Below are 16727 nucleotides of genomic sequence, written 5' to 3'. Positions count from 1 at the left end.
ACACACGTAACCCGGCGTTGTTGCAGGTGCGAGATCTGGAGGGGTAGCTACAATGGAGTCATTCTGGTGAGGTAATGAATCCGCCAGCTCAGGGGCCTGGCTGGCGGTTTCAGACGACTGGCGTCAGCGGCGCCCTCGCAACTTGCTCAATACACCCTGAACCCAGTCCCTGGCTTCTTCCAGTGTGTGATTGTCTTCGACAAGGCCCCGAACAGCCTGGACCTGCTGCTCGAACAATCCCGGCCGGCTCAGCTCCTCGGCCTTCTCATCCGGGCCCAGCGGCAGGATATGTTCGAAATAGGTGCCGCCGAGAATCCTACGCAGGAAGCCTTCGCCCAGAAACGCCTCATCGTTGTTCAGGGTACGGGTCGCCCGCAGCAGCCGGCGGATATCGTACTGGCCCGGATAGATGTCCGGCACCTGTTTATTGATACCCAGCAGGCTGTAGACGCCAACCCGGGCTGTGCGCACCGAGCTTTCCAGGGTGAACACCACATCGTTGTGGGTCTCCACAAACTGGCCCATGCAGGCCAGGTTGCTGCAGCCTTGCGGCACGACCCATGGCCGGTCACCTTTGGCGCGCGGCATGAACTGGGCGGTGATGTAGGGCATCAGCGCAATCCGGGTTTTAGTGGCGGCCATCACCTCGTCGAGCTGATCAACCAGGCCCAGGTGATAGCACATCTCGGCCAGCACCTCCTTGCCGGTACATTCCGGCATCGGCTTTTTGACGTAATCGCCGGGCCTTTCCATCAACAGGGCATAGGTCCACAGCACAATCACGTCATCAGGCTGATCCGGGAAGTGTGGCTGACGGTTGCAGGTGAAGCTCATCAGCCAGGCAGAATCGGTAAAGGTGATGATGCCCCCTGTTGCCGTGAAACCGGACCAGGGGTCGTTGACCGACAGCTCCCGGAGCTTGTCCATCAAGGGGGAGGGCCTGCAGGTCAGGGTGACGGACTCCCAGGTTGAACCCGGTATGTTGCCGCAAAACTTCTCCGGCCGGCCAAACACGTCCGATTGCTGCGCCAGGTTTTTCCACAACTGCCAGCCTGAACCCGCGCCCGCCTCGCTGCTTTCTTTCAGTTGCGGCGCCGTGTCGTCATCGCCGTAGGCAGTGTCTTCGGTCATCGAGCCGGTGGTAATGAACACCAGGTCACGCTCGCCGACGTTAAAGGTCTTGTCTCCTTCGCTGCCATGGCACTGGATAGCCGTGACCGTTCGGGTGTCACCAGAGGTTTCCATCTCCAGGTTTTCGACAATCGTGTCGTACTGGATGTTAACACCCTGGTTTTTCAGCCAGTTCATCAGTGGGCGCACGAAAGCATCGTATTGATTGTATTTCGGAAAGACGAGCGAGGTCATGTCGTTGAGCCCGTCCATCAGGTGCAGGAAACGGTGCATGTAGAGTTTCATTTCAAGCACGGAATGCCAGTTCTGGAAGGCAAACATCGTCCGCCAGAAGGTGTAGAAGTTGCTGTTCAGAAACCCTTCACTGAACCATTCCTCAACGGTGATGTCATCCAGGTCCTCCTTGCGCGCAAGCAGAAGCCTGACCACTTCCAGCTGCTGCCGTTTGCTCAGCTCCATGGTCGAAAAGTCCCGGATCTGGCCCTGCTTCTCCAGCAACCGTGCCTTTGACCAGTTCTTGTCAGCATCATTTACGATGCGGTATTCATCCAGCACGGTAAAAGGTTCCGGCAATTCCAGAGCTGGTATTTCCGAGAAAACATCCCAGAAATTCTGGTAGGTCATTTCCATTTCCCGGCCACCGCGCACGATGTAACCGTCCTCGGCGTTACCGGCGCCATCAAGGGAACCGCCCTCAATGTCCTGCTCTTCCAGGAAGGTTATATTGCCAGCCGGCATATGACCGTCGCGGATCAGAAAGAAAGCGGCGGACAGGCCGGCGATACCACTACCCACAATCCAGGTGCGCCGGTTTGTGATACCTTCGGTGGGCAGCGGGCGATTATTGACATAGGCACCGTGCAGGTCCGCCGGTGGCAGCGGCGTATCGAGACCGTTGTGCAGGTGCCGGGAGGAAGCGTCGGGGGTGACTTCGACCTCCTGCGCCTGCAGAGCGTCGATATGGACTTGCAGTTTTGAGGATGCTGTTGCGGGGATATCTGGACGGGCCATTGAAGGATCTCCTTTCCTGAGAGGCGAATATCCCCGTAGTCTGCACCCATAAGCGGACGTTATGGGTGACATACATCAATCTGACCGGCGAGAAACCCCTGTTCAGAACACCAGCACCCTGTCGGCGCTCAGCGTCGCCTCCGCCAGAGCGTCCATGGTGCTGCGGTCGGCGCCTTCAACCATTTCTTCTTCAGTAATTCCGCGGGCATCCATACAGGTTCCGCACATCAGCACAGCGCCCTTGATAGCAACGCGTTTGATCATCCGTTCCGCGTTATAGAAACCGTCCGGGGTTTTCTGCCCGGCCTTGGCCCCGGTAACTGCGTCGCCCATCAGGAACACCGTCACATCACACTCCTTTTTCAGCAGGGCGTGAGCCAGTCGCAATCCGTTATAGAGCCGTTCGGTACCGTAGGGAGGATCGTTGATGATAATCAGCGTATTCATGGCTTTTCCCTCTTGCCAACATTCTAATTATCATTAGAATAAAATAACGTCATCACCTGTCAAGTAACAATTCCGAGAATTTGATGGAGCTCAAAACAGCAATGACATCCCGACAGGATCTGTTCGATACCCTGGCCCAGGTTGGCAAGGCTCTGGGAAGTGGCCACCGCCTCATGCTGCTGGAGCGTATTGCCCAGGGTGAGGCTTCCGTGGAAACCCTCGCCAGCACAGCGGACCTGACAGTCGGAAATGCCTCGGCGCATCTGCAACATCTGCGCAGAGCCGGGCTGGTTACAGCCACCCGCTGCGGCAAGCAGATGCTTTACCGGCTCACTGACCAGCGGATTGTGACGCTCATGGGGCTGATGCGAGAGGTGGCTGAAACCAATCTTGCGGAAATGGAACGCCTGGTCAGCCGGATGTTTCCCGATGCCAACCCGGATGGAGCCCTGGAAGCCATCTCCCGGGATGAACTGCTTTCGGGCCTGAATAGTGGTGACGTGGCATTACTTGATGTGCGCCCGGAAGAGGAGTTTGAGGCAGGACACCTGCCCACGGCGATCAATATTCCGCTGGGGCAGCTTGAGTCCATGCTGGACGAGTTGCCCAGGGACCGGGAAATTATTGCCTACTGCCGCGGCCCCTATTGCGTGCTTTCCCACGAGGCGGTTCAGCGCCTGAGGAAACTGGGCTATCAGGTGCGTCGTTTCGACGAAGGCTTTCCAGAATGGAAAGCAGCTGGGCTGCCCATCCATTAACCTGAGACGCTGTTGTGACCGACACACTGCTTGAACACGAACCCCTCATTCGGGTCAGTTTTTTTCTTTCAGTGCTGGCCGTGATGGCTGTATGGGAAGTGTTTGCGGCGCGCAGGCCCCAGCAGATCGGTCGACTGACCCGCTGGCCCAACAATCTGCTTATCGTTGTTGTGGACACCCTGGCGGTACGCCTGGTATTTCCGGTGGCGGCGGTTGGTACAGCCTTTATGGCATCGGAAAACGGTTGGGGCTTGCTGAATCTGGTGTCGCTGCCAGGCTGGCTTACGGTCATTGTATCGGTTCTGCTGCTGGATGCCGCCATCTACTTCCAGCACCGGCTGTTCCATGCCGTGCCCTGGCTCTGGCGCCTGCACCGGATGCACCACGCGGATCTGGAGTTTGACGTGACCACCGGCCTGCGCTTCCATCCCATAGAGATTATTCTGTCCATGGCCATCAAACTGGCCGTAGTTCTGGCACTGGGTGCCCCGGCGCTGGCCGTGGTGATTTTTGAGGTATTGCTGAATGCCACTTCCATGTTCAACCATGGCAACGCACGCCTTCCGCTCTGGTTTGACAGATATTTGCGGCTGTTTGTGGTGACACCCGACATGCATCGGGTCCACCACTCCGTCATCGTGCGGGAGACCGACAGCAACTTCGGCTTCAACCTGCCCTGGTGGGATCGGCTGTTCGGCACCTACCGCGCTCAGCCGGAAAAGGGCCATCTGGGCATGACCATCGGAATTGAGGACTTTCGCACGGTGCAGGATCTGCGCCTGGACCGGATGCTGATCCAGCCTTTCCGGCCTGCTCACGAAAAAGCCAGGCTGAACGTTTAGTGCTCCAGGGTTTTCTTGAGCTGCTCCAGCAGTCCGGCGTAAATGCCGTGACAGAATTCAGCGGCAGACTCGTCATTACCTTTCCATTGTGAGTACCACTCCACAAAGGTGCCGCCATCGCCTTCGGTTACCGGACGAACCCGGACATGCCCCTCGTAACTGCTGACTTCGCCGGAAGAGACCGGAGAAGGGCCCTCGTCAATGCTGTAGGTGAGCTCCCGGTTGTCGTCGTCGAGAGCATGCAGGGTCTCGTGAAATGCCCCGTTCAGCACCCGCCTGGCGCCTGGCTGATCGCCTGCCTTGTCCCCGACAACATCAACATTGGTTATCACATCCGGCGCCCAGCTCAGGTCATGAAAGTCGCGAAGCTTTTCCCAGACCGCCTCAGCCGGCGTATTGACCACGATTGATTGATAGGTTTTGCCCATGAAGAATCTCCTTGATCTTGCAAATAAATGGGATTTCTTTGTCCTACCGCTCCAGTCAGCCTAGCTCAGAGGTTGCCATTTCTCGACCCGGTTACCGGTAAGACTCACGCGGCGCCACAGATTTCATGGGCGATGATGCCCGCCAGCCCCACTGGACTTTTCCCTGAACATTCCTCCAAAATCCTGGATAAAACCGTCTCGATGCAGCATAGATTGCGGATCTAATCGCGGATTTTTTGTATTTATTGCAAGAGGCGAACAGGTGTTACAGACTCATCCGCAACGCCTTTTATGGCATTGAGGCACCAAACATATGGAGAAACTGAAATGAAAGTTTTTGAGAAGCTGTGTATTTTGATGACAGGGCTTTTCCTGCCCCTCTTAGCTCTTGCCGACGGTCCCGGGCGTATGGGAGGCGGCATGATGGATGGCTTTATGATGCCCGGTACGGGAGTCATGGGGATATTTACGATAGTTGTCTGGCTTCTTCTTATCGCCCTTCTGGTGCTTGCGATTCTGGCACTGATTAAATATCTGAAAAACAAGTGAAGAGCCGGAAGACGGCAGCCATGTGATGAAGCCCGGGCGTTGGCTACAGCTGCATTCTGGCTCGGCTGGTTCAGGGCGACGCCCTGGACGCACGGATTTCACAGCAACCCCTGAGTGGCTGGCGGAGAACGCCATGGCTTTCGAACCGGTCACCACCCGCCAGCCAGCGCCAGATCAACCGGACATGCCCCTCAGGGCCAGGCGACACATTGTTCGTGACGCACTGCATGCCGCCTCTGACATTGCTGCAACCGCAACGGACCCGGGCATTCGCGTTGAGCCTGCCTGGTCAGCTCGGTCGCCACAGCCCCCGGCGAGATATTGGTGGAATGGATTTCCCCGTCGCCTTCCTGACGAAGCCCTTCTGAAAGCGCCTTCACCGCATACTTGGTTGCAGAGTAGACAGCCGACGCGGGAAATACTTTATGCCCGGCGACGGAGGAGAGATTGATTATTTGGCCGCCATGCTGTTCGCGCATGGTGGGCAGCACCAGTTTTGCGCCACCCTTGGCCAGGCGGTGGGCGATGGCTTTACCGAGACCACTGCTGGCGCCGGTGACGATGACGACCTTGCCATTGATTTCTGACATGGGTTCTTCTCCTTTGAATATGAATGAGTCAGGCGGACCGCATATCCTGCGCCATACCGTCGTAACGGCCTGTCGTGGCGGCCTCGGCCAGCACATAGGCCACGTCCGCACGGGAGGCCTTTGCAGATTTGTCGACCTTCGCGCCCAGGATCACGTTCCTGCAGCGCCCGTCGTTGGTCAGTGCCACCGGTCGCAGGATTGAGTAGGTCATTCCAGAGCCCTTCAGGTGTTCGTCCGCTTCATGTTTGGCATTCAGGTAAGGGGCTATGTCGCCCGTGGGGTTGGCTTGGTCTGCGCCGATCGAGCTGAGCATCACGAAACGTTTCACGCCGGATTCACGGGCCAGATCGATCAGGCGTTTGGCGCCTTCCCGATCCACTTTGCGGGTCATTTCGGGGCCCGTGGATCCACCCGAGCCTGCCGCAAAGATTACAGCGTCCATGCCGTCGCAAACGCCAGCCTGCAGATCGGCCAGATCACCATGCCGCAGGTCGAGGCCCTTGGGTAATGCGTTGGTGTCAGAGCTTTCGCGAACCAGCGCGGTCGGCTTATGGCCCTGGTCGATCAGGTACTGGACCAGATGCTGGCCGGTTCCGCCGGTCGCGCCGGCGACAAGAATGGTCATGCTCATAGAGGAATCCTTCAGGTTGAATGAAATGGGCGAGCTAGCGAGTTTCGTTTGCTCTATGTTCGTGAATTTGAATGTGAAGCTGAATTATCTGGCGGGATCTGTCTGTTCGATAGCGAACGCTTACGCCGCTTTGGAGTTGCCGCTGTCCTCCGCTAAGTGCGACAACGCACCGACACCGCTACCGTCATTCCTAAAACTGGCCTTTGAAGTGTGTTCTGAATAAATTTGGCCAATTCCGAGGATCCCGGTATGAACATCGACAACAAAACCACCGCGCTGGTTGTGACTGACCCCCAGAATGATTTCCTCAGCGAAAACGGTGCCGCCTGGGGTCTGGTCAGCGACAGCGTTCGCGAGAACAACACCATCGCCAACCTGGAAGCCTTGTTGACCGCCGCCCGCAATGGCGGCTACCGGACGTTTGTGTCGCCGCATTACTATTACCCCGCTGACAAGGAGTGGCAGTTCGGCGGCACGCTCGAGACCAAAATGCATGAAATCGGCATGTTCACCCGCCGTGGACCGCTGGATCTGACCGGATTTGAAGGCTCCGGCGCTGACTGGCTGGAGCGGCTCAAGCCATTGCTGAACGACGACAACACCATCGTGGTTAGCCCGCACAAGGTCTACGGCCCCCAGAACAACGACCTGGCACTCAATCTTCGCAAGCACGGAATCAGCAAGGTCATCCTGGCCGGAATGTCGGCGAACCTGTGCGTCGAATCGCACCTGCGTGACCTGGTGGAACAGGGCTTCGAGGTGTTCGTGGTCACGGATGCCACCGCAGCCGCCATCGATCCGGAGCTTGGTGATGGCTATCAGGCCGCCCTGGTCAACTTTAAATTTATCGCCAGCGAGGCCCTGACCACCCGGGAAGCTGTCAATTCGCTGGATTGAACAGAACGACACATTCACCTGGAGATCAGTTTATGGACAGTAATCAGGTCAACTCGACATCCACCCAACAATTCACCCAGGTCGATGGCCATCAAATCGCCTACATCGATGAAGGCAAGGGCGTACCCCTGCTGCTGATCCATGGTATCCCGAGCAATGGCCTTATGTGGCGCGAAGTCATTCCGGTGCTGTCAAAACAGTTTCGCGTTATTGCGCCGGACCTTCTCAACTATGGCCAGTCGGGGATGCCCGCAAACGCCGATGTTTCAATCAACGCCCAGCGACGCATCCTGTTCGGGCTCCTCGATTCACTGGGTATCCGGCGGGCTCATGTGATTGCCCATGACATTGGTGGCGGCGTGGCACAACTCATGGCGGTCGAAAGACCCGAGCGCGTCGACCGATTGGTGCTGATTGACAGCATCTGCTTCGACTCCTGGCCCATTCCGGAATTCGAGCCCTTGCAGAAACCCGGAGCTGAAGACGACATGGCACTCGATGATTTCGTCGAGATGATTCGTGGCTTTCTGCCAAAGGGCGTTGTCGATACGCAGGTCATGACCGAATCGGTCGTTGACCTCTACACGAAACCCTGGTCCACCGAAAAAGGAAAGCGGGCCTTTTTCCGAAATCTGCGGCGCCTGAACAGCGAATACACTCTCGCTATATCCGACGAGCTTTCACAGTTACCGCATTTCACCCTGATTGTCTGGGGGGAGAAGGACCCCTTCCAGAAACCAGAGTATGGCCCTCGCCTGGAACAGGCGATACCCAACGCCAAACTTACCGTAATTGACGATGTCGGCCACTTTCTGCTGGAAGAAAAACCCGATCAGATCAGCGCCCTGATCCAGGATTTTCTGAACCAGCATTAAGCACCAGATCATCGCGGACCTCGCGTTAACCGAGGCCGCTGAAGTCTGAATCAGGACTGGGCCACCATAACCGCCTTCACATTCACAAACTCGCGCATGCCAAAACCGCCGTGTTCACGGCCATAGCCACTCTGCTTGACACCACCAAAGGGCAGATTGGGCAGGGCCAGGTTGTAGCCATTGATATTGATCATGCCGGTGTCGAATTCGTCGCGGGCCAGGCGCAGGGCTTCGTCTTCATTGGCAGAGAAGATGCCGCCGCCCAGACCGTAGATGGAGTCGTTGGCAACCCGCATCGCCTCGGCGTCGTCTTTTACCCGGATCAGCGCGGCCACCGGGCCAAATAACTCGTCGTCATAGGCCGGCTGCCCTGGCGCAACATTTTCCAGCACGGTTGCCGGATAGAAGTAGCCTTTGCCTTCGGGGATTTCACCCCCCAGAGTACAAGTGACACCTGCATCAAACGATTTCCGAACCTGTTCATGAAGGCCATCTCGCAGATCCGAACGCGCCATGGGGCCCATCTGGGTGTCACTGCGGGTGGGGTCACCGACGGCGAGTTTTTTCATCCCGGCCAGGAAAGCATCCCGAAACTCGTCGTAGACCGAGTCAACAACGATAAAACGCTTCGCGGCCACGCAGGTCTGGCCGGCATTATTGGTACGGCCCAGGACACAGGCTTCGGCCGCCTTCTGCACGTCAGCGTCCGCCAGCACCAGATAGGCATCGTTGCTGCCCAGCTCAAGTACGGTCTTCTTCAGCACTTTACCCGCACGCTGGGCCACCGCGCGTCCCGCGTTGGGACTACCGGTGAGCGTGACACCCCGCACCAGTTTGTGCTCGATGACTGCATCCGACACATCGTGGCCAATCAGCAGGGTGCGGAAGGCGTTTTCCGGCAACCCGGCATCCCGGTAAAGCTTTTCAACTTCCAGCGCCATACCCCAGACATTGGCAGCGTGCTTCAACAGCACCGTGTTGCCCGCCATCAGGTTGGCGGCGCTGTAACGGATGACCTGGTAAAGCGGAAAGTTCCACGGCTGTATGCCGTAGATCACGCCCTGAGGCTGATAGGACACCAGGGCTTGGCCACCCGGGAGCTCCCGGGTTTCATCCGCCAGCTCTTTGGGGCCGTGCTCGGCACTGTACTCACACACAGCCGCACACAGCTCGCACTCCTGCTTGCCTTCGGTCAGGGTCTTGCCCATTTCCCGGGTCATCAGTGCGGCGTAGTCGTCCTGGCGTTCCCGGATCAGCGCGGCGGTCTTGCGCAAAATCCCGGCACGTTCGCTGAATGTCGTTTTGCGCCAGCTCAGAAACGCATCGTGGGTCTGCTCGATAATACCCTCGGCCTCTTGCCGGGACATCAGGGGATAGGTTTCAAGAGCTTCTTCGGTGGCAGGGTTAATGGTCTTGTTGGAGTCTGACATCAGGTTTTCTCCGTGGGGGAATATGAGGGAAGAAACCCCGACACTAGACTGCGAGGCGCTACCAGGTCGGTGCGCTAGCCTACATAGCCCTATAGATACCGGCTGGACCAGGCCACCAGCATATCTGCCACGTATTCCGCATCCGCCGCCCTCGAGAGCAGGTGGTCGGCATTGTCCAGGGAAATAAAGCTCTTGGGATGCTTCGCGGCCTGATAGATGGCGGCGGCTTCGCTGATGTCCACGACCTGGTCAACCGGCGAGTGAAATATGATCAACGCCTTGCGCAGGTTGCCGATGTGGTCCGGTGTATTCCATTGCACCAGGTCATCCAGCATCTGCGACTTTACATTGAATTTACGCCCGGCCAGGGTCACCTCGGCTTCACCGAGCTCACGAATCTCGTTGGCCTTGCCGTCGAACAGATGCTGTACGTGATCGGCGGTAGACGGCGCCCCGATGGTGGCAACCGCTTCTACGGACGCCATGCGCTGGGCCGCCGCCAGCACAGCAGCTCCGCCAAGGCTATGGCCAATGACGATACGGGGTGCCTGATAATGTTCCTCGAGAAATTCGCCGGCCGACAGCAGGTCTTCGATGTTGGAAGAGAAACTGGTATTGCCGAAGTCGCCATCACTGCTACCCAGCCCGGTAAAGTCAAAACGCAGCACGCCGATGCCATGCTTTGCCAGTGCACGTCCGATCCTGGAGGCTGCAGCAATATCTTTCCCGCAGGTGAAGCAATGGGCGAACAGCGCCATGGCGCGAGGCTTGCCCTGGCCCGGCAGTTCCAGCAAGCCGGCAAGGCTGTGCCCCTGTGCGTTTACAAACTCTACTTTGGATCTTGTCATGGTAACTCTCTGTTAAACCCGTTGTCTGAACTCCCACCACTATAGACTCTCACGCACCTGCTTCGTTACAAAGAAATTTACCCCACGCATCTGCCATCTCCTGAAGCCTGTAACAGGCAGGCCGCAAGCGTGTCCCTTAATCCAGACAAATAATCAACCATCAGCGCTGGAAACAGGATTCCCCAAATGGTCTTCCGTCAAGCTTTCATAATCTCGAGTCTGGCGCTGAGCGCCTTGTTGATTATCGCCGGTATCGTCTGGCCGGGCGTTAACTGGGCCTGGCTGGTCATCGGCCCGTTCATTGCACTGGGTATTCGTGACCTCTTCCAGAAAAAACACACACTGCTCAAGATCTATCCGGTTGTTGGCCATTTCCGTTACCTGTTTGAGTCGGTTCGGCGGGAGCTGCAACAGTACTTTGTGGAATCCGATCTGGATGGCGCTCCGGTCAACCGCGAATTCCGCAGCCTGATCTATCAACGCGCCAAAAAAGACAACGACACCCGCGCCTTCGGCACCATCTTCGATGTTTACCGCGACGGCTACGAATGGGTAAACCACTCGCTGGCACCCAAGGAATGCCTTCCAGTTGATCTGCGGGTTACTTTTGGCGGGCCGGAATGTACCAGGCCCTATGAAGCCTCGCCGTTGAATATCTCTGCCATGAGTTATGGCGCCCTGAGCCGCAATGCCGTAATGGCACTGAACCGTGGCGCGAAACTTGGGAATTTTGCCCATAACACCGGCGAGGGTGGAATCAGCGATTGGCATCTTGAATACGGGGGTGACCTGATCTGGCAAATCGGGACCGGTTATTTTGGATGCCGCACACCAGAGGGTGTCTTCGATCCGCAGCTGTTCTCGGAGCAGGCAGGTCGCGACGTGGTCAGGATGATCGAGGTCAAACTGTCCCAGGGTGCCAAGCCCGGACATGGGGGAGTGTTGCCGGCTGCCAAGGTTACCGAAGAAATTGCCCGTATCCGCATGGTGCCCCTGGGGGAGGATGTGTTGTCACCGCCCGTGCACTCTGCCTTCACCAACCCCTTGGAATTGCTGCATTTCGTAGCCCGGCTTCGCAAGCTGTCCGGTGGCAAGCCGGTGGGATTCAAATTCTGCCCCGGTAACCGGCGCGAGTTCCTCGGAATCTGCAAGGCGATGCTGGAAACCGGCCTGCTGCCGGATTTCATTACTGTGGACGGCGGTGAAGGGGGTACCGGAGCGGCACCGGTGGAACTGACCAACTCGGTGGGCATGCCACTGCGGGACGGCCTGAATTTTGTGCACAATGCCCTGCGGGGTATCGGTGTTCGCGACAGGATCAGAATTATTGCTTCCGGCAAGGCCTTCTCTGCGTTTCACATGCTGCGGATGATGGTGCTGGGGGCCGACACCGTGAATTCAGCCCGCGGCATGATGCTGGCACTGGGCTGCATCCAGTCCCGCAGCTGCAATACCGATAAATGCCCCACCGGCATCACTACCCAGAACCCCGCCCGTTATAAACAGCTCGACGTCACTGACAAGGGCATGCGGGTTGCCAACTACCACCATTCCTCCATGGAAACCCTGGCGGAACTGCTCAGTATCCTGGGCAAGGACCGGCTCGGGGAACTGGACGCCGCGGATATCAACCGTCGGGTCAATCAGGGCAGCATTATGAACTATGCTCAGCTTTATCCACATATTGAAAGCGGGTGTCTGTTACATACGGACTGCGCCCCGGATGACTGGGCCGGTGACTGGCGTCAGGCAACTGGGTACAGTTGGCGTTAGGCATACGCTTTGCCGATTCCGAATACTGACCATGACCAAAGAGGTTTTCCAATGACCAGCAACGTGTCCAATAACAGAAAGCCTGTAATAATCGCCGCCCTCGCCGGTGGCTGGGTTGCGGATGCGGCCAGCCTGGGCTTGCACTGGCTTTACGACAGCCAGCGTATCCATGAGGTGGGCGGGCAGTCGCCGGAATTCCTGCCACCGAAGTCCGACTATTTCAAAGGCGGAGTCGGTTACTTTGCCCACGGCGGCAAACAGTCCGGAGATATCAGCCACTACGGCGCCGCCACGGGGGTACTGACCGACAGTCTTCTGGCCAGTGAGGGCAAACTGGACATCCGCGATTACCAGCGGCGCTTTCGGGCGTTCTTCGGGCCCGGTGGCCACTGGCGTGGTTATATCGACAACCCTACCCGGGTGACTCTGGACAACCTGAACACCATCGAACAGAAAGCCATTGAACACGCGCAATCGACCACCACTACCGAACTGACGGAAAAACAGAAACGGATACTGGTGCAGAAGGTTTTGCCCTACACCCGGCGCCTGAGTGGCGAGCAACTGGCAGCACCGGTTCGTCGGGCCATCAACGCTACCTACCCTGAAACGGAGGTTCAGGAAGCAGGGGTTTATCTTGCTGAAACCATAGACCGGCAACTGCTGCCGGAAAGTGGCGCCGATGACATGCAACTGCCGGCAGTTTCCAAATTGCCGCCACTGGTGGCCTGCTATTGTGGCAGCGACAAACTGATGGAAGTCACCGAAACCGCTGTCCGGGTCACCAATCATAATGACGAAGCCGTAGCCTGGGCGAGGTGCGCAGCGCGACTTCTGGACCAGCTGTTCAGGGGTGAACCCTTATCAGCAGCACTGGATGCTGCTACCCCGGAAGCTCCGGACCCGGAAAACCTCAACAAAGCCCGGTCCGGCTCCCTTCTGGATGCTGCAGGCGCCGGCGACACCTTTGGCCGCACCTGCTATCTGCATGAGGCCATGCCGGTGATCTTTCATATCCTCAGCCACGCCGACAGCTATACCGACGCTGTCCGGGCCAATATCCAGTGCGGGGGCGATTCCTGTGGACGCGCCTGGATTATCGGTCCTGCCATGGCCGCGCTCCATGGCGTCGGCGGTGAGCGCGGCATCCCTCTGAGCTGGTTGGCACGTGTGACGGACGCCGATACTCTGTTTGCAGATATTGAGTCACTGGTAAATGGTACTTGGGCACCCACGGAGCAGGAGAACGAACCAAAAGGCTGTCCGGTGCAGTAAGAATTGCCTTTTACCAGTTTTCCCCGAACGGGCGGATATCCAGCTCGAAGGTCCAGGCAGACGGGTCCTGCTGGCTCAGATTCCAGACCGCATCTGCCACCGCCGCCGGTTGCACAAAAAAGTCATCCGGCTTGTCCGCCAGCCACTCGCGAGTCCGGGGCAGGTCGACCACGCCATCAATCACGACATTCGCCACATGGATCTTCTCCGGTCCCAGTTGGCGAGCCAGTGACTGGGCCAGGCTACGCTGGGCCGCCTTGGCAGAGGCAAAGGGCGCGGTGTTGGCACGGCCCCGGGTCGCCGCCGACGCACTGGTAATTATAATACTGGCGGTATCATGCTGACGCAGCTGCGGTAATACAGCCTTGGTGGCCGCCACAAGACCTCGAACATTGAGACGCCAGTTGGCTTCGAACTCTTCCAGGCTGGCCTCTTCCACGTTCTTGAACACACCGCCACCGGCGTTATACATCATCACCGAAACCGGTCCGAGCTCGCTCTCGATGGCGGCCAGCACCGCGGTGATCTGCTCCGGTTCCATCATGTCACAGGTAAAAGCATGGGCACCGGTGACCGATTGCTCCAGCTGCTTCAGATAGTCTTCGCTGCGGGCCAGCATCGCCACCTGAAAGCCTTCGTCGCTGAAACGCCGCACATAGGCCTCGCCATTGCCCGGACCCACACCCATCACTACGCATACCTTGTTCATCTGCTGTCTCTCCTGCCGGCTGCACCGGCTCGTTTGTCAGTATCAGAAACTGGTCATTCCCGTGTTGACGGACACGGCGCCCCGCAGGGCGCACAGGCCGTTTCATCGCGTTGGCTCAACGCTGTCTCCACGTTACCCTGGCCTGAGTTGAACGCAAAGGTAATGCTTCAGGGTGCGCCACCGATGGACAGGGTGAGCCCGTTGCCGGCAACCCCGGCCCGGGTTTCCCCCGGCTCATTGACAACATGTAACGAAAAGGGCTTGTCGGTTGTCTATATCCCGTAAGCGCGGCCTGACCGGTCACTGGAAAGCGCCGCATCTCCCCATAGAAAACGAGGTAACAAATCATGAAAAAAACTGACACTGATTCTCGGCGCTATCGCACTTTCGTTCTCAGCCACTGCCGCACTGGCCATGAATGGCCAGGCTGACCGGGTAAATGAGGCACGCAGCTACCCGGACAAAACTGTAGAGGAGGTTGCGGTTGCCAAAGTCTCTGCGGAATGATCCGCCATGGAGGGATCCACCCACCTTTACGGATTCCTCCAGCGTTTCAGGTCCAGGCGCAACCAGCGTGCCAGCCTGGAGCCCGGCCTGCGGCTGAGATACCAGGGCAGCATCGTCATCACGAACAGAATGACGACGGCAGCCATCACCGTTACAACCGGGTTCAGCTCAAACGTCGTGCCAAGGCCGGCGAACACAAAGGTCATGGGAAGCATCCCCAACAGCGAAGCCACAGCAAACCGCCAACCATGGATAGCCGTCACCCCGGCGGCGTAGCTGATCAGCGCGAAAGAAAACAATGGAATCAGGCGGGTCAGGAAAACCATCCAGAACAAAAGACGCTGGGAACCGTCGGAAGCAAAGACCGGATTAGCCGACAGCCTTTCCCTGAGAGCTTCCCGGCCCAGTATACGGGCGACAGAAAATGCGATCATGGCACCGGTCAATGCGCCAGCCGCGGCCAGCAAGGTGCCGGTGAACACGCCAAAGGCAAGGCCAGCGGCAGCGCTGACCGGCAGGGTTGGTATCGGCCCCACCACCACTGCCAGCACCATCATCAGAAACAGAAACACCGGCCCCCAGACACCCTGGCCGTTCAGCCAGGCCGAGAGGGCATCCGGCGACAGGCTTGCAGGCATTCCCATCTGCCTCAGCACCAGCCACAGAACCAGCATCAGCAAAACAACAGCCGCTGAAATGCCCAGCCTGAATGGCCAGCTGGAGGGCACCCTCATTGGGTTTCCAGCATCAACGCAAGTCGGGATTCAGGGTATAGGTACCGGTTACTCGCGCACTGGCCAGTACATGGCCCGCCATGGCCTCACGCACGACGGCACCGTCAAACTCGCCTTCCAGGCCCAGGCTTTCCACATCCAGTGCATGCACTTCGAAGTGGTAATGATGAATGATCTCATCGTTCCAAGGTGGGCAGGGGCCGTCGTAACCACTGTAGGTGCCGGCCATGTCCGGATTGTCGGCCAGGAACTGGGTGAAATTGTTGACACCGCGACGTCCTATTGGGCCAGGGCCGGGTTCCTTGCCCTTTGGAATCACGCCGTCGCTGTCCTCGCCTTCGGGAATACGTGAAACGGAAGCCGGAATATCCACCAGCAGCCAGTGGAAGAAATCCACCCGCGGAATATCCTTCGACACCGTCTTGCCTTCCTGATTGGCGTCATCCGCAACGCTGGGCACGTCAGGATCAAACATCATTACCACAAAGCTCCTGGTGCCCTCGGGGGCGTCCTCCCAGATCACTTCCGGGTTGCGATTGGGACCGAAACTCATGTGGTCCTGCTCACTGTAGACGCCGAATGCAAACTTCTCCGGCACCGGCTTCCCTTCTTCAATACCTTGAACCTTGATTTTCACAGTCCTGTCTCCTGTATCTTTGGTGATTTGCCTCGCCTGATACCATGTTTGTAACAGTGGTATCGTGGGTCTGTCCAGAACCATGCTCGGCCCAGTCCGGATTCGTACACGGTTACAGGCATGATACCGTTTGCTCCGCTTCACGAAAAACCAGAGGAATCCCATGAACGACGACAAATCAGCCGCACCCCGCAACCCCGAAAATCAGCAGGATGAAGATGCCATCGCCTTTGGGGAGGGGCTTTTCGAGCTGGCCCGAAACGGCGGCACTGGCCCTCTTAACATTATGCTCGATGCTGGCGTACCCGTGGACATCCGCACCAACACCGGTGACAGCCTGCTGATGCTGGCCTGCAGCCACGGCCACCCCGACACTGCCCGCATGCTGCTGGAAAAAGGCGCAAACCCCGACCTGCGCAATAGTCAGCTGCAAACGCCGCTGATGTGCGCGGACTCCCGAGGCCACAAGGAGATCGTGAATCTGCTACTGGAATATGGCGCCAGTGCCGGGCGTCCCGGATAGTGTTAACTGGCTGCCGGTTTAATAATTATTTTCTATTATAGACCCGGAAATATTCAATTATACCTTTCGCGGCTTTCCTTCATTATTTGCGCAATTCAGCAGGCACTCCGCCAGCTGTACTGTCGTGTAAAG

Annotated in this window: 18 protein-coding genes; 8 read left to right on the top strand and 10 right to left on the bottom strand. The window is 57.8% G+C overall.

Going from position 1 to position 16727, the window contains the following annotated elements; translation table 11 throughout:
* Nucleotides 1-123 precede the first annotated feature (123 nt).
* Together DIT72_RS05975 and DIT72_RS05970 are read right to left on the bottom strand one after the other, a co-directional pair.
* Nucleotides 124-2142 (bottom strand): oleate hydratase, encoded by a 2019-nt coding sequence (locus DIT72_RS05975; RefSeq protein WP_135954249.1) that lies wholly within the window; start codon nucleotides 2140-2142, stop codon nucleotides 124-126.
* Nucleotides 2143-2244: 102 nt separating this feature from the next.
* Entirely contained in the window at nucleotides 2245-2589 is a 345-nt protein-coding gene (locus tag DIT72_RS05970; protein WP_135954248.1) for a DsrE/DsrF/TusD sulfur relay family protein, read from the bottom strand.
* A 101-nt stretch (nucleotides 2590-2690) separates the two neighbouring features.
* Here DIT72_RS05970 and DIT72_RS05965 point away from each other — a divergent pair, with 101 nt between their 5' ends.
* Nucleotides 2691-3347: an ArsR/SmtB family transcription factor gene (locus DIT72_RS05965; RefSeq protein ID WP_135954247.1), complete on the top strand. Its 657-nt coding sequence runs from the start codon at nucleotides 2691-2693 to the stop codon at nucleotides 3345-3347.
* A gap of 14 nt (nucleotides 3348-3361) precedes the next feature.
* Nucleotides 3362-4189 (top strand): sterol desaturase family protein, encoded by an 828-nt coding sequence (locus tag DIT72_RS05960; protein WP_228260735.1) that lies wholly within the window; start codon nucleotides 3362-3364, stop codon nucleotides 4187-4189.
* On the opposite strand, the gene DIT72_RS05955 is transcribed toward DIT72_RS05960, so the two are convergent.
* A complete protein-coding gene (locus DIT72_RS05955) occupies nucleotides 4186-4617 on the bottom strand; it encodes an SRPBCC family protein (protein ID WP_135954246.1) in 432 nt (143 codons plus the stop codon). The genes DIT72_RS05960 and DIT72_RS05955 overlap by 4 nt on opposite strands.
* A gap of 327 nt (nucleotides 4618-4944) precedes the next feature.
* On the opposite strand from DIT72_RS05955, the gene DIT72_RS05950 reads away from it, so the two are divergent.
* Nucleotides 4945-5166 (top strand): hypothetical protein, encoded by a 222-nt coding sequence (locus DIT72_RS05950; protein WP_135954245.1) that lies wholly within the window; start codon nucleotides 4945-4947, stop codon nucleotides 5164-5166.
* 191 nt (nucleotides 5167-5357) lie between these two features.
* Here the strand turns inward: DIT72_RS05950 and DIT72_RS05940 are convergent, their stop codons facing one another.
* Complete coding sequence (locus DIT72_RS05940; protein ID WP_135954244.1) at nucleotides 5358-5756, bottom strand: SDR family oxidoreductase; 399 nt, start codon at nucleotides 5754-5756, stop codon at nucleotides 5358-5360.
* Between the two features lie 28 nt (nucleotides 5757-5784).
* The gene (locus DIT72_RS05935; protein ID WP_206081050.1) at nucleotides 5785-6387 is read right to left on the bottom strand and encodes an SDR family oxidoreductase; all 603 of its coding nucleotides are present in this window, start codon (nucleotides 6385-6387) and stop codon (nucleotides 5785-5787) included.
* 249 nt (nucleotides 6388-6636) lie between these two features.
* On the opposite strand from DIT72_RS05935, the gene DIT72_RS05930 reads away from it, so the two are divergent.
* The gene (locus tag DIT72_RS05930) at nucleotides 6637-7284 is read left to right on the top strand and encodes a cysteine hydrolase family protein (RefSeq protein WP_135954243.1); all 648 of its coding nucleotides are present in this window, start codon (nucleotides 6637-6639) and stop codon (nucleotides 7282-7284) included.
* A 32-nt stretch (nucleotides 7285-7316) separates the two neighbouring features.
* Nucleotides 7317-8159 carry an alpha/beta fold hydrolase gene (locus DIT72_RS05925; RefSeq protein WP_135954242.1) on the top strand — a complete coding sequence of 281 codons (843 nt, stop codon included), beginning with the start codon at nucleotides 7317-7319 and terminating at the stop codon, nucleotides 8157-8159.
* 50 nt (nucleotides 8160-8209) lie between these two features.
* Here the strand turns inward: DIT72_RS05925 and DIT72_RS05920 are convergent, their stop codons facing one another.
* Both DIT72_RS05920 and DIT72_RS05915 read right to left on the bottom strand, forming a co-directional pair.
* Nucleotides 8210-9589 carry an NAD-dependent succinate-semialdehyde dehydrogenase gene (locus DIT72_RS05920; RefSeq protein WP_135954241.1) on the bottom strand — a complete coding sequence of 460 codons (1380 nt, stop codon included), beginning with the start codon at nucleotides 9587-9589 and terminating at the stop codon, nucleotides 8210-8212.
* 89 nt (nucleotides 9590-9678) lie between these two features.
* Nucleotides 9679-10437, bottom strand: coding sequence for an alpha/beta hydrolase family protein (locus tag DIT72_RS05915; protein WP_135954240.1), 759 nt, complete (start codon nucleotides 10435-10437; stop codon nucleotides 9679-9681).
* 186 nt (nucleotides 10438-10623) lie between these two features.
* On the opposite strand from DIT72_RS05915, the gene DIT72_RS05910 reads away from it, so the two are divergent.
* On the top strand, nucleotides 10624-12210 hold the full coding sequence (locus DIT72_RS05910) for an FMN-binding glutamate synthase family protein (protein WP_135954239.1): 1587 nt from the start codon (nucleotides 10624-10626) through the stop codon (nucleotides 12208-12210).
* 51 nt (nucleotides 12211-12261) lie between these two features.
* Nucleotides 12262-13485, top strand: coding sequence for an ADP-ribosylglycohydrolase family protein (locus DIT72_RS05905; protein WP_135954238.1), 1224 nt, complete (start codon nucleotides 12262-12264; stop codon nucleotides 13483-13485).
* Nucleotides 13486-13495: 10 nt separating this feature from the next.
* Here the strand turns inward: DIT72_RS05905 and DIT72_RS05900 are convergent, their stop codons facing one another.
* The 3 genes from DIT72_RS05900 to DIT72_RS05890 all read right to left on the bottom strand — a co-directional run bounded on the left by DIT72_RS05900 (nucleotide 13496) and on the right by DIT72_RS05890 (nucleotide 16072).
* Nucleotides 13496-14194, bottom strand: a complete 699-nt coding sequence (locus DIT72_RS05900; protein ID WP_135954237.1) for an SDR family NAD(P)-dependent oxidoreductase — start codon at nucleotides 14192-14194, stop codon at nucleotides 13496-13498.
* Between the two features lie 533 nt (nucleotides 14195-14727).
* The gene (locus DIT72_RS05895; RefSeq protein ID WP_135954236.1) at nucleotides 14728-15435 is read right to left on the bottom strand and encodes a TVP38/TMEM64 family protein; all 708 of its coding nucleotides are present in this window, start codon (nucleotides 15433-15435) and stop codon (nucleotides 14728-14730) included.
* Between the two features lie 13 nt (nucleotides 15436-15448).
* The gene (locus tag DIT72_RS05890) at nucleotides 15449-16072 is read right to left on the bottom strand and encodes a YbhB/YbcL family Raf kinase inhibitor-like protein (RefSeq protein ID WP_135954235.1); all 624 of its coding nucleotides are present in this window, start codon (nucleotides 16070-16072) and stop codon (nucleotides 15449-15451) included.
* Between the two features lie 163 nt (nucleotides 16073-16235).
* Between DIT72_RS05890 and DIT72_RS05885 the strand changes: the two genes are divergently transcribed.
* On the top strand, nucleotides 16236-16595 hold the full coding sequence (locus DIT72_RS05885; protein WP_135954234.1) for an ankyrin repeat domain-containing protein: 360 nt from the start codon (nucleotides 16236-16238) through the stop codon (nucleotides 16593-16595).
* The last annotated feature ends 132 nt before the right edge of the window (nucleotides 16596-16727 follow it).

The organism is Marinobacter orientalis (assembly GCF_004792665.1).
Taxonomy (GTDB): domain Bacteria; phylum Pseudomonadota; class Gammaproteobacteria; order Pseudomonadales; family Oleiphilaceae; genus Marinobacter; species Marinobacter orientalis.
Note: the sequence above shows the minus strand (reverse complement) of the source record. Positions and strands in the feature narration are given on the sequence as shown.